Source organism: Caballeronia choica (genome assembly GCF_001544535.1).
Lineage (GTDB): Bacteria > Pseudomonadota > Gammaproteobacteria > Burkholderiales > Burkholderiaceae > Caballeronia > Caballeronia choica.
Map to the genome: position 1 here is coordinate 17,304 of NZ_FCON02000093.1, position 12,771 is coordinate 30,074.

Here is a 12,771-nt window from a genome sequence, read left to right on the forward strand (position 1 = left end):
GCGCATCGTTATGACGGAGGGGAGGGGCCAACTGCTCACATGTGGACATGCCTGACGGCGCTAGCGGGAAACGGAAACTGGCAATTTGACAAGGAGGACGGCGAAATATACGACATTTGGACCGTACCACTTCGACGTAGTCTTTTCAGAGTCCTGTTGACCCGACGGTGGCTAAGATATCTGAGCAATCCAAGCGACGTCTCGGTTGATGCACACTGAGGCGATGGAAAGAGGTCTTCGAACGCAGCCAACTTCAGTCAATCGACAGAAACTTGCGACCGCCCGATAACAATCTCGCGTGATCGAAGCTTCCGAAAATTCATCGAATCGACACTCACTCACGAAGCCGCGACGAAGTCGGTTGTCCGGGAGTTCCGCGCCATCGGTTATCCCAATATTTGGCATGGTGCGAAAACTATCCTATAGTATTTGCAAGACGTAGCCAACAGCGCGCAGGCCAGAACCAAGGGGCGCACATGGGTATGTTCTTTGACCAAGACATCGCGCGTATCGCGCGAGTGACGATGCCATAATTGATAGGAGACCTCGACGGCCCAATTATGCCGGCTAGATACTGGCGCGGACGGCTCCACTAGCTTCTGGGAGGACGCGTCTGACGCGCGCCCAACTCTGCACGCTAGATAGTCTGCTGCTCCGACTTGACGACCTTGAGGCCAGGAGCCGACCGAAATCCTGATTTTGGTACTGCGGATTCGTCGCGCCGCGCACAGCTTGGCCTGCGCGCGACACACATCCGTCCGCTTGTCGGTGCTTGCGCTGGCGATGCCGAGGCCGCCACCGCGATGTCGGTTGCCGGGCAGACGGTGCTTGAGAAGACGCATTGCTACGGAGCTGGCATGGCCGCGATGGCGACTTCGACGCGTGAAGCAAGCACGAACTTCGTTCGCTCTCCGGGCGATCTTTGGGATTAGGTCAGTCAGCAGCGGGCACGATGGCTCGATTTCGAATCTTTTCGTCAAGCGTGCTGCAAATATTTTCCAGAGCCATCGAAGCGATCGTCGCCGAACGGCCCCTGCGCGGTGAATGTTTAAGCGACAATTTTCCTCGATTTGACTATCATTCGAAAGTCTGTCCAATCAAGTCTACCGCCGCGCGCGGGGCCTCCCGAAACGTTGTATCGGAGTCGTCCATTGCAGAATAGCGATGTCACTCGGGAAGGACCGCTGTCTTTCTGCCAGGAACTCCTTCTGTTTAACGAGATATTCACCGGGTATCCTCCGACCGTTTCCCGCGTCACACATATCGATGGACCGTTGGATATCGATGCATTCAGACGGGCGGCCGACTCGACGATTGCTGGTCACGAACCACTTCGCACAACTTGGACTTGGCGCCAAGGCGAGCCGGTTGCCCAGGTAAAGTCTGCGAATAGTTTGCCACCGTCAACGACGGTGACCGAGCTCGCAGCAGACTCACATGGAATCTTGGAAGGCTTGGTCGGCGCAATTCCGACTTTGCTTGCCGCCGCAAGGCCTCCGCACATGCGCCACTGGGTCTTTCGGCGCAGTGACAACGACCACATATGGATATTCGCAACCCATCACATGGCGGCGGACGCGATCTCGTTGAAGCTGTATGCCGAGACTTTTCGCGCTAGTTACGTTCGACCGTTGTCGGATTCGCCGAAGCAAACGACGTCAATTGAGTACGCTCAGACACTGCGAACCTGGCTCGATTCCTCCGACGCGCAGGCAGAGTTGAACTGGTGGTTGTGCAAGCTCGAGGAGGTGCCGCGTGTCGCAATTCCTGTTCGACCACCAGTCGAACAGTCGAATGTTAGCTTAGAACGACAGGAACTTCGGTTGCCAAGCGTACTGCGGAATGCGGTTGTGCAAACGGCCCGAAGTAACCGCGCGCCGCTTGCTGCCCTATTCCTGGCCGCCTATGCGCAAGTCGCATCGAATAGACGCGCTTTCCCCTGCGTCATTACAAACGTGCCCGGCCGAAGCCTGCCAGGTGCAGCCTCGACTTCTGGCGCGTGTTACAACTCAGTGCCGTTAGTCCTGTCTTCTGACGTCTCCGACTCGACGGCCATTTCCGCCGCGGCGAATACGCTCTTTGACGCACTTGACCACCAAAATGTGCCTGCGCCATTGATCAGCTTGGGTGCTGTTCGCCGGGGTGGTCTTGCACTACCAGACCTGATACCGGTCACCTTCAACGTGATTGATCATCCTCTCAAGGACTTTGGTCTCTCTCGGTGTCGCTTATGGGACGTTGATCTCACTACGCTTGGCTCGACGACTTTGGGATATTCCGGTCCGACAGTGCTTCGATTTGGAGAGGCACCGAGCAAGCCGACAATGGACTGGACGGTGTGCATGCTTCGGGAATCGGTTGTTGTCACGTTGGAGTACAGCCCTTGTTATGCCGACCGAAATGACGTTACCGTACTTCTGGCGAGCTATGAGTCTGCTCTGCGGAGCATCTGTCGACTTCGGGACGATGCTACAGATGATCGGGGCACCCCAAGCCTTATTGCCGACTGGAGCGTTTCTCGTGAATGAATGTCAGGCTTGGCGCGACGTCGAAAACAACACTGGGCAGACTTCCGGGTCGGCATAGTCCGGAGTGCCATCAGTGCAGGTTCGGCAGAGCATATCGTTCAAATGGACCGGACTTTTCTCGGAAGCGCGCGGCGCGATGTGTCGATTTTCTCCATCTTGGTAGTGGATCGCGAACGCTATGCGCGGACGACCTGTGCGATTCGGGTAACTCCCATGCACGAGCCGACAATGATGAAAGCTTACCTGGCCCCTGCGGAGAGGCAGGAGCACTATGTTAGGAGCATGGTTCAAAGCACGCACGCGCGATTCAATGATATCTAGCTCGGGCTCGTTGAACGTATGCAGGTCATCGGTGCCGGACCAAAGATGACTCGCGTCCCACACGGCCAGCGTCCCCATTTCCTCGGACGTGTCTTGCAGCGGCACCCAGGCAGTGAGCATCTTCTCCGATGTGCAAGTTTTCCAGTATGCCCGGTCGCTATGCCAGCCAACCGTCGACCGGGTTGTCTGGCCATCGGGATCTTTCCAGATGAGCTGGTCGTGGAACAAGCGGATTTCGTCGGCGCCGCTCAAGGTGCTGGCCAATAGCGGCAGCAGCGGGGTGCGAACGAAGTCCATAACCGAATCAAGTTGCAGAGAGAGGTAATCAGCTTGTCGAAGCCCACGCTCTGGCGCTCCAGCCCACTGTGGAAGGAGTGGTTGGGGTAGCGGACGATCCCGTTCGCCCGCGGCGTAGCGTTCGATGGCGTATGCCAAGTCATCCAACAATTCATCAGGTAAGATTACGTCGGAAACCCACCATCCATGTGCGCGATAAAAGGCGACATCTTCTTCGGTTATTTTCGGCCAGTGTCTATGCATCGTAAGCTTCTAGGGATGTCGCCCGGAGCCGCCGGGCTCGGCCTGACACCGAAGGCGAATAGTCGGCTGCGCTCTATGCTCGACGCCAAGCATAGACGAAACGCACGTCAGTTCCTGCATGGAGCGGAATCGTTGATACATCGACGCTGAATTCGCGCGCCTGGAGAAGACTGCGCATAGCCGCGACCGATCCTTTGTGGTCCTGAAGCTCGACTACGCACTGTCGAATTTTTGGCCAGTCCGTCTCAGATAGCCCTGCAAGCACATCCTCCTCGCCTCGCTGCACGTCGACCTTGAGAATATCAATATGATCCAAACCAATTTCTGCAAAGACGGTAGAGAGGCGGCGTGTGGGACACGGTTGAGACTCAGCTGCGAAAGCGGTTTTCAAGAACTGCTCCTTTTCATGACGGTCGTCCGCTTTGGACCAAACCGGATCATTCTTCAGCAACTCTTCGAGCAAACTACGATCCCTCACGGAATCGGGGCGAAAACTCGACATTGCTGGTACTCGCGGAAAATAGAAGAAATTGTTCGCGTCCGAATCCTCGCGCCAGCAGCCAAGTTTCAGAAGCGTCACGCCGTTGCTGCGGGCAGCGAGATTGCTTTGCAGACACTGAAAAAGTTCATCAGCAGGTTCAATTGCGATTAACCGGCATCCGCCTGTAACGTCGAGCACAAAGCGGCTGAAGACGCCGACGTTCGCTCCAACATCGACAATGGTATCGCCGGTTGCGTAACGAATCATGTCCGGGTGATAGGCGCGCTGACCATATATTTCTTGCCAGAGGTGACGGGTCTCCGACGGTGAAGGCGTAACAAAACGGCCGCACGGCAAATCGACGCTTGCTACTCTTCTGTCGTTCCTCGGTTCTCCCATCGTCGAGAGTTCCATCTGGCCCGATGCAACTTCGCTCACGAGGCTGATTCGTGTCGTACGATTTGTGATAAAACCTTCCACGACCGCGGTTAATCGACGAAGCGATGTTCCGCGTAAGAGCGTGGACAGTGGCACCGCAACCTTGAGCGCGTCGTTGATCTCGGACACGATTTGGATCGCAAGCAGCGAGTCACCTCCAAGCTCAAGGAAATCTTCGTCAGGTTCGAATTGGATCAATCCTAGCCGCCGAGACCAAATCGCCCGTATGCGTCCTCCAACATCAAGTGGTTCTGCCTCGACGACTTGAGAGACAGAAGGCTCAGGAAGTTGACCGCGGTCTACTTTCCCGGACGCGGTTAGCGGAAGCTCTTCGAGAGCGAACATCGCATGTAGGGGCGGGAGCATATATTCCGGTACGCGTTCCCGGAGCGCTTCCCTAAGTTCACGCATAGTCGGCGCTTGAACAGCGTCCAGAACAAAGTAAAGTGCCAAGCCCTTCCAGTCACCGGACGTCCAAAATTTCGCAGCAGCCTGACGCACGCCGGCCAACCTAGCTGCATTGACCTCCAAATCAAGCAGTTCAACGCGATAGCCACGAACCTTCACTTGGCTATCTGCGCGCCCGACAAACTCCAAAGTCCCATCTAGCCGCCACTTGGCGCGGTCACCGGTGCGGTATACCCGACCCGCTCGTGCGTCGTCGACAAACAGCACCTCGGTAAGCTCCGGGTTCGAAACATAGCCTATCGCTGGCGCGATACCGCCGATCGCGACTTCTCCCGGCACAAGCAACGGGACTGAAACACCGGAGGCATCAAGGATGTGCACGTCGACGCCGGCAATAGGGCGACCAATGACGGGAAGATCCGGCCAACGGAGTGGTGCGTCATCCAAAACAACCTCTGTCGCAACGTGCGTCTCTGTCGGGCCGTACTGGTTAATAAGTCTGGCGCGAGTCGAACGAAAAAAGCGACGAATGGCCTGGGAGATTCGCAGAGCCTCTCCAGCTACGATAACGTGCTTCAGGCATTCAAGCGCCGTAAGGTCATCTGGCGCTGACTCCGTCATCTGATAGAGCGCCACGGGCGGAAGATACAGCCTCGAAATCCGTAGGCGCGCAAGAAGGTTGGCAAGAGCTCCAACATTAGACCTTTCGTTCTCGGATGCCAGGACGAGAATCCCACCAAACAAGATGGTCGCGAAGATCTCTTGCAGACCGACATCGAACGCAATTGAGGTCCGACCTAATGTGCGTTTGCCACGTGTTGGTCGTTGTCGGTCTTCCCATGCTACGAGGTTTGCCAACGTCCGATGGGGAACTAAAACACCCTTGGGTCGACCAGTTGAGCCCGATGTGAAAAGTAGGTAGAGCGCAGATTCCGGTTCGATTGTGATTACTGACCAGCTTGACAAGCGAGCATCCGAAGCGGGCAAAGTTTCTATCAACAAAGCGTCGACTGCGAAATTTGCAAAGTGCGCGACGAGAGCCTTCTCGGTAACTATGACGCTCAGAGTGGCGTCGGCTAGGATTGCGGCGAGTCGCAGTGCGGGCAGACTTGTGTCTAACGGAACAACGACTGCGCCAACGCGTACTGCAGCCAGGAGGGCGGCGATTTGGTCTGGTCCGGGGCGCAATCCGATACCGAATCGCGCGCCTTTATGTACGTGAGCTCCCAGACCCGAGATGATTTGGTCGGCGCGGCGCATCAAGTCGCCCAAGGTCCATGATTGATCGTGGAACTCAAGCACCGGTTCGTCCGTGCCACGAGTTAATGCCGCCAAGAGATGTTGCGCTACGGTACCGCAATGGGCCGGTGCGCCTCCGCTTCCTAGACCGCGAAGATCGCTTTGTTCAGCAGCGTCAATATACTGTACGCTACCGACAGTTGCGGACGCGTCTGCCTCAATGGCCTGAAGGACACGACACAAGTGGCGAAGAAAACCACTGACGATCTCTGGGCGAAAAAGCCGGGCGGAGTAGTTCGCCACGAGCCGGCCCGAAGTATCGTCGAAGTGCAGGGTTAGGTCTTGTTGGACAAACGGCGCGGGTGCGTCATCTAACGCCATCACTATGGCAAAAAGCGGGTCCCTACCTACGGCGGCATCGCGCTCCGCACTTGTGACTTGCTTGTCAAGGTCAGAAGGTCCAACCTGCAACCCCTCCAAAGCGGCGCGTAGATCTTCTGCCAGCGCGCGAACAGAAAGATGCTGTGGCGTAGAGAGAAACAGGCCAAGTACCGAACCGGCCTTGGAGACACCCACGGAAATGTGGTCGGCGTTGTTATACCTCGCAAGGATCACACCTGTGGCGGTCAGGAGGAGTACGGCGCGCTCCGCTGCCGTCTCCGCCGCGAGCGGCAATGCTAAGTTTGCAGTTGCGAATTTGTCGGAGCGCACCGTCGAACGACGCCCCTCGAACGGCAGCGTAACGGGTGATTGGATTTGCTGCGGACGCGACAGAGTGACGGTCATCGGGGATCCTCCTCGCTCCAGAGCGTTGGACAGATGTCGGGGTCAGCGTAGTCCGGTAGCCCATCTGGGCTGCGTCGGCAAAGGAGGTCGTTAACGTGAAGGACCGGTCTGCCGTGGCTGTCGGCTACCAATTGGTAGCGATTATCTTGGTCTTGAAAATGCACAGTGAGCGCAATGCGCGGCTGGTGGCCACGATTTGGCTTGCTGCCATGGATTGTCCGTCCATTGTGAAAGCTGACGTGGCCTAGCGGCACTGTTGGCGTTACTGCACGCATGGTGATTCCGGCCTTTTGAGCCCGCTCCGCCAATTTACCCAGATTCTGGTCATTGAAGGTTGTCATCCAGTCCTGCAGCGGTTGGCGGTGACTCTCCGAAATGAAAGCGATACCCCCTGAGTTCTCGTCGATGTCTACAAGCGGTATCCATGCGGTCAGCAACTTTTCTGACGTGCACGTGCGCCAATAGGCCTTGTCGACATGCCAACCGACTGCGGTGGCTCCGTCGGATGAAGGCATCTTGGTAATAAGTTGATCGTGAAAAAGGCGTATCGCGTGAGTTCGTGCTAGGCGACCTGCGATGCTGGCGATTGCGCTATGCATACATAGTGCGTGAAGTTCTTCGTTTTGCAGCGAGACATAATCATTTATGCGCAGCAGTCCCCCGTGCTCCGGTCGCCAATCGAGAAAACCGCCGCTAATAGGGAGGCTCCAATCGCGTTCGCCGCAGTAGTAACGCTCCACGCCGTCAATAGCACGGGCGATCAAGTCGGAAGGGACAATCGGACGCGGGGTTATGTAATAGCCCATCTGCTCATAGGCCTGGATTTCCATCTCGGTTGGGGTAAACCCGCATGCATCCATAGCCGATTCGGAAAGGGTAGCGTCCATCTGTAGTCGCCCTAGAGATTTGTCCATTTTTACCTCGCGAGCGTCTATAGTATCCCGCAGGATTGTTCCATTGAAGTCGGTTTCCTCAACAACTCAAAAGGAATAGCGATGCCGCAAGCTGGACAACTCCCTGAACTCAAGAAACTGGCCGAGGAATTCCTGAGCGCGGTACGGGCCGCCGCTCACGCGCTGACTGCACGTGCGCTGCCTAACGAGAATCTTAGCGGGCCGCAAATAGTAAGCGGTGTCTCGGTGACTTCGTCACGATTTACAGCGGCCGCCGCGAGCTCACCGGACTTGGCTAAAGCAATTTTGGCCTCTCCCGAACTCGCTGCGCTCGAACTCGCCTCCCCGGAACTGGCCCGATTGGCCCAGGAGAATCCCAATTTGGCGGAGTTGGCTGTCGTTTCGCCGAATCTTGCGCGGTTGGCGTCCAAGGCTCCGGAACTTGCCGATCTCGCTCGCGCATCGCCGGCGTTGGCTGCTGAGATTGAAGTGCAACTTGCTCGGCTTCAAGGTCGATCACCGGGTTGACCGCATTTCGGCGGGCAAGATTGCGTCGAACAACGGTTACACGCCGTCCTAATACATGAGATAAATCTGGCAGTCAGGTCTTCGCGCCTGACACGGGCGTTACTGTCCGTTCGCTTTGCGACGATTGAAAGGGGTTCAACGCCACAACAGGATAATTGCCAATTCACCCGCTGTCGGCCGACTGCCTCCTGGAACTTTAAGGTTGCCCCCATTCTTGGCAGCGGCGAAGCGGACCCTGCAAAAGCGACCTTCAACAGGCGGTGCAGGAGCAGACGATAAGCGTTGAGACCGCAGGGCAGGGGAACGTGACTTCATCTGCAGCATTGAGCGACTCGGGAGACTTTCCCAATTCACGGACGGCTTTGGTCGATCTCGAGGCTTCTTTCAGTCAATCGTCGTAGGGCTCGACGGGTGACGCTCGCAAACTCAGCATTGCTATTTGCCGCAGCCACAGTGCATTCGGCGCTGATCCCGCTCGCGCAATGCAAGAAAAAATGGGCTGCTACTCACGGAGACTTTCGATTCGACAACTTATGCTTTCTTCCTGGTCGATGGGCCAAGTTATGCTTTTTCGAGGCAGTCGTAGCCGGCGTGAGAGCCCCATGAACGGACAGCTTATTCTTTAATCCGCGGACGCTTTTAAGCTAACGGCACAAAATGTTGTGCCGTTAAGCCTTGGGCCAGAAAGACTCATCTCGCGAGAAGATAGTGATTTTTAATAGGGTCGCACCGCTATAGATACACAACATATTGTGTTGGAAGTTTTAATTGATACTAAATGTGGAATTAATGGTATCGTCTGAGGCATAACAACTCCCTCCGTGGAGGTCCTCATGATCGCTGCCAATCGGCGCGCTGAAATCGAGAAAAGTGTCCGTGGCACGCACCGTGAAGTCATCCAAGGTGCCAAGCTTCGGTATCGTTGCGGGCTCCCGCCGTATCCGCAATTTTTCTCACCCAATGCGGCAATCGAAAAGTATCCTGTACGACGCAACCACTTGATGACGAGATGCCTCCGGTAGCAGGCTGGCGCGATCGAAAGGACGGTCATGCACCATGACGAGGTCGCTTAGAGGCGGTTTAACACTTCCCGCCGTCGTGCTTTTGCTTGCCGGTTGTGTCGTCGGCGACGTGCCCGTAGGCGGCGTGCCGTATGCCGGGCCGCACCTTAGCCCAACAGAGTGCCGCGACCTTGCCGCGCTCAGGACCAACACGCCTCCTACGATGGGGCAGCACCAAAGCGAACTGGCCGCCCTCAGAAAAGCGGGCTACAACCCTTCACCGTGGTACGACGATCCGTTCTACCCGGATGACTTGCAAGCGGCACAGCGCTTAGTCGACTATTGGTATCAGACGGAATGCCAGACACACGGGTAATTGGCCCGGTATCTTTTCTGCTGATGGGCCGATACCTGAGCGCAATGCGCCTTCATTCTTCGCGCCCCCGGTGCATCAGTCGCTCGATTTGCTGCAATGAGTCGAGCGCCGCACCCGCTATTCCAATTCCGCGATCGGGAGAGACCTTGAAGTCGCGCGGATTGATACGAATGAGACGCGCGGCATAGTGCTCACCAAACCGACGCACCGTGGGTATCGCGCGGCCCGCGCCAAGTTCCAGCGCGACAAGGTTGCTGCATTGCGAAAGCCAACCCTCGAGTCGTCGAATCTGCCGACTGGACCGCGTCTCTATCCAGTGTGAGTCATTGAACATTAGGATGTTGGGGCGAGCCACGGCACCACACGATGGGCAGCGCGGAATTGACGACGTCAGGCGGAAGGTGTGGCCGTCAATTACGGGCACCACCTCGTCGGCTGGCCAGATTTGCTGAGAACATTCCTCGACGCACTGCAACCAGTTAATCGATCCATGGCATTCAGCAATTCTGTCTTCAGGGAAGCCGGCTTTCTGGAAATGCCCATCGACGTTGCTCGTGAATACAAAGGCTCCGTGCTTCATCCTCGCAGCCCAATCACGCAGGATGTCGAATCCACGATGCGGCTGTGTCTGGCGATACAGATCGAGCCGATGCCCATAAAACGCCCACGCGAGTGCCGGGGTGCGACGAAAGGCTTGCGGCGAAGCGATCTCTTCGAAGCGGATGCTGGAGGCTCCCAGCGCCGGATATGCGCGCCAGAAGCCTTCAGTGCCGCGAAAATCCGGCAAACCTGAATCGACACCCATACCAGCACCCGCGCTGATGAGCAGCCCGTCAGCGTCGTTCAGCCATTGCGCGGCGCGTTCTATTGCAATGCTCGTTTCCATGAGGGCCCGCGGTGATCCTGGTGAACGTTGTCTTCAAAACGAGGACGTCCTTCAGCTTACTTCACTCTCGTTGTGAAATGGAAAGGCGGTAGCCAAGAGGGCGATTGTGAAGGCGACAAACTTATGCAAGTCGGCAAGGACGGACCGCAGCCGCTGGCACGATGGCGCTCCCGAGAAGTCGCCGCGAAGCGTATGCCGGCGGAAAAGTCCGTCCCTGGTTGCTGCCAAGGGAAACACAAAGCGTAGCGATAGAGGTTGTCCGAACCAATACGCATCTTCGATACTGAATGGCGAACCGCCCGATCGAACACACTGAGATGCGAGTGGTGCCTCGATCGGAACAGCAACTGCGTCTTGCAAAGATTTCCCCGGCCAAGGGCCATATCAACTTCTCCCTTTCAACGCTGCACGGGCTTGTAACATTGCCGCTCTCCTCAGCTACCGCGCGGCGGTCATCGTCCCTGATAGTGGCCAATGGCTGCCTGTCGGCGGGTGTGCCAAAGTTATCAACGTCTCCATCATAATTTCAAGCTGCTCAGGCTCGTCATATCGTGCCGCGTTGACAAGTGCGGCCTAATTGTGTGTATCTATCCGATTAATTTTTAGATTCAATATGACTATATACACAAGATGTTGTGCTGCCCGCGTCGTTTATGTCCACTTGTTGTGGACATTTCTTCAGATGTGTGTTTATATACAGTCGTCTAGAACGGCTGGCGCAACGCAATGCCGGTCCGTAATTGGGTGGCGAAACCTTTATTATTTCGAGATGCGACGACGATGAAAGTGCCGATCTTTGTTTTGCCTGTAGGCAAGGGGCGAGGACTTCAAGCCCCGACAAGAACAGTTCACGGCGGAGTGACCGGCCAAAAAATGCAGCCCGTCACTCGAAGCGTTGGAAAGTCGAATGGCGATCAGCAAAGTGGCGGAAACTCGAAATAGCAGGCTGGGTGATGTGCGAAGACCTTTGTGGGGCCGCAGATGACACCGCGGAGCGTATACGCCTATATGAGCGTAACCGCGACGATTTGTCGAAGCGCCAGATTTCGAACGCCGAAAATCTCGACAAATCCATCCTGACGTATTCGGGTGCGGGCCTCGCTCTTTCGCTCGGCTTTTTGAAGGACTTCATTCCGATTCGTCAGGCTCAATTCGCATGGGCGCTATATGGTTCTTGGTTCTTCTTCACTTTGGCGATGGTGCTCGTCATAGCGTCGTACGTCTTGAGCTTGCGAGTCGTGACCTTGCAGTTGGATAGGGCTGAGAGGTACTACCTTAAAGCAGAGGGCGACGCGCTGGAAGAGCAGACGTGGTGGGATCATTGCGCGCACCACGTGAACCATTGGATGTCCGCTGCTGCGTTCGCTGTCGCCCTGATCTTCACGACATTTTTTGTATCAACAAATCTTCGAGGTGCGAACGTGGCTGGGACAAATAAGCTTTTCTACGACGGAGTAACGGGAATGGCGTTGCAAAAGGCACAGGGTCCGGCGAGAACGGTCCAACGTGGCCTGACTGGACTTCCGATGCAAAGTGTCAAACCCACTCCGCCGAGCAGTCCCGCGCCGACAGCGCCGGCGACAGGAAATACCGGCAAGAGCGGAAGCTAGAAGCCGCGGTTGAGATCGATGACTCGAGGTAGGGCTGGAACTTGGTAATTCCGCCGTGGGGCATTCTCTGGCGAAGCATCTGATCAGTGCTCTGAAGCGGCCGCTGAGACGGCCTATCACCGCGTAGCAGGTACGAAGCCGGAAAAACACACCTTTTTCTTTCCGCGTTCAGAACCGCGAGATCCCGGTCGGGCCGCGTCTAACTCTCAGGCGAAGAGGAGCCCATCGTGTCCATCAAAGGAATCTTCGTCGGCATCAACAAGCAACTCGATCCAAACATCAGCGAACTCACTGGAGCAGTGCGTGACGCTAGGGCGCTTAATGCACTGTTTCTCGATTCTGTACCGGGCTTCGGCGCGAAACTTTTGGTTGACGAAGACGCTACCAAAGACAGTGTCTCCGAGTCGATATTCGGTACATTAGCAAGTGCCATGGATGACGACATCATTGTCATAAGCTTCGCCGGGCATGGATCTCCCGATGGGGGAATCGCGGTCTATGACACGCTCTGCTCCGACTTGTCGGGTACCACCCTTTCCATGGCAGAGCTTGGAGACGCCTTCAAAGCGACGAGGGCCCGTGCCGTACTGTGCATCCTTGACTGCTGCTTTAGTGGGCACGCACCGGCTCGCGTTCTTGAGGTTCCTGCGCAACCAAGAAGCGCCTTTGCGCTAGAAGGAGTGGCGGGTGCCGCGCGTCAAACAAGATGAGAGCAGCGCGTCAATCAGGATGAGAG

The 12,771-nt window shown here is 56.3% G+C and carries 9 protein-coding genes; 5 read left to right on the top strand and 4 right to left on the bottom strand.

The features are described 5' to 3' along the window. Nucleotides 1–1,151: 1,151 nt before the first annotated feature. Nucleotides 1,152–2,528 (top strand): condensation domain-containing protein, encoded by a 1,377-nt coding sequence (locus tag AWB68_RS51550; RefSeq protein WP_160110090.1) that lies wholly within the window; start codon nt 1,152–1,154, stop codon nt 2,526–2,528. A gap of 3 nt (nt 2,529–2,531) precedes the next feature. Here the strand turns inward: AWB68_RS51550 and AWB68_RS29555 are convergent, their stop codons facing one another. The 3 genes from AWB68_RS29555 to AWB68_RS29565 all read right to left on the bottom strand — a co-directional run bounded on the left by AWB68_RS29555 (nt 2,532) and on the right by AWB68_RS29565 (nt 7,628). Then, nucleotides 2,532–3,389, bottom strand: a complete 858-nt coding sequence (locus tag AWB68_RS29555; RefSeq protein WP_087647867.1) for a phytanoyl-CoA dioxygenase family protein — start codon at nt 3,387–3,389, stop codon at nt 2,532–2,534. A gap of 73 nt (nt 3,390–3,462) precedes the next feature. Further along, nucleotides 3,463–6,741: an amino acid adenylation domain-containing protein gene (locus AWB68_RS29560; RefSeq protein WP_087647868.1), complete on the bottom strand. Its 3,279-nt coding sequence runs from the start codon at nt 6,739–6,741 to the stop codon at nt 3,463–3,465. After that, the gene (locus AWB68_RS29565) at nt 6,738–7,628 is read right to left on the bottom strand and encodes a phytanoyl-CoA dioxygenase family protein (protein ID WP_160110091.1); all 891 of its coding nucleotides are present in this window, start codon (nt 7,626–7,628) and stop codon (nt 6,738–6,740) included. Before AWB68_RS29565 ends, AWB68_RS29560 begins: the two co-directional genes overlap by 4 nt. A gap of 108 nt (nt 7,629–7,736) precedes the next feature. Here AWB68_RS29565 and AWB68_RS46985 point away from each other — a divergent pair, with 108 nt between their 5' ends. Then, on the top strand, nt 7,737–8,162 hold the full coding sequence (locus AWB68_RS46985) for a hypothetical protein (protein ID WP_125483081.1): 426 nt from the start codon (nt 7,737–7,739) through the stop codon (nt 8,160–8,162). A gap of 1,056 nt (nt 8,163–9,218) precedes the next feature. Continuing rightward, nucleotides 9,219–9,539: a DUF4148 domain-containing protein gene (locus AWB68_RS29570; protein ID WP_087647870.1), complete on the top strand. Its 321-nt coding sequence runs from the start codon at nt 9,219–9,221 to the stop codon at nt 9,537–9,539. Between the two features lie 52 nt (nt 9,540–9,591). Here AWB68_RS29570 and AWB68_RS29575 read toward each other — a convergent pair whose 3' ends face one another. Continuing rightward, on the bottom strand, nt 9,592–10,425 hold the full coding sequence (locus tag AWB68_RS29575; protein WP_087647871.1) for an SIR2 family NAD-dependent protein deacylase: 834 nt from the start codon (nt 10,423–10,425) through the stop codon (nt 9,592–9,594). Between the two features lie 953 nt (nt 10,426–11,378). Here AWB68_RS29575 and AWB68_RS29585 point away from each other — a divergent pair. Both AWB68_RS29585 and AWB68_RS29590 read left to right on the top strand, forming a co-directional pair. After that, the gene (locus tag AWB68_RS29585) at nt 11,379–12,035 is read left to right on the top strand and encodes a hypothetical protein (protein WP_087647873.1); all 657 of its coding nucleotides are present in this window, start codon (nt 11,379–11,381) and stop codon (nt 12,033–12,035) included. A 227-nt stretch (nt 12,036–12,262) separates the two neighbouring features. Next, a complete protein-coding gene (locus tag AWB68_RS29590) occupies nt 12,263–12,745 on the top strand; it encodes a caspase family protein (protein ID WP_235028564.1) in 483 nt (160 codons plus the stop codon). The last annotated feature ends 26 nt before the right edge of the window (nt 12,746–12,771 follow it).

Coding starts and splice junctions, on each gene's coding strand:
- AWB68_RS29555 (WP_087647867.1), bottom strand. CDS start 3,389: ATGCATAGACACTGGCCGAAAATAACCGAAGAAGATGTCGCCTTTTAT.
- AWB68_RS29560 (WP_087647868.1), bottom strand. CDS start 6,741: ATGACCGTCACTCTGTCGCGTCCGCAGCAAATCCAATCACCCGTTACG.
- AWB68_RS29565 (WP_160110091.1), bottom strand. CDS start 7,628: ATGGACGCTACCCTTTCCGAATCGGCTATGGATGCATGCGGGTTTACC.
- AWB68_RS46985 (WP_125483081.1), top strand. CDS start 7,737: ATGCCGCAAGCTGGACAACTCCCTGAACTCAAGAAACTGGCCGAGGAA.
- AWB68_RS29570 (WP_087647870.1), top strand. CDS start 9,219: ATGACGAGGTCGCTTAGAGGCGGTTTAACACTTCCCGCCGTCGTGCTT.
- AWB68_RS29575 (WP_087647871.1), bottom strand. CDS start 10,425: ATGGAAACGAGCATTGCAATAGAACGCGCCGCGCAATGGCTGAACGAC.
- AWB68_RS29585 (WP_087647873.1), top strand. CDS start 11,379: ATGTGCGAAGACCTTTGTGGGGCCGCAGATGACACCGCGGAGCGTATA.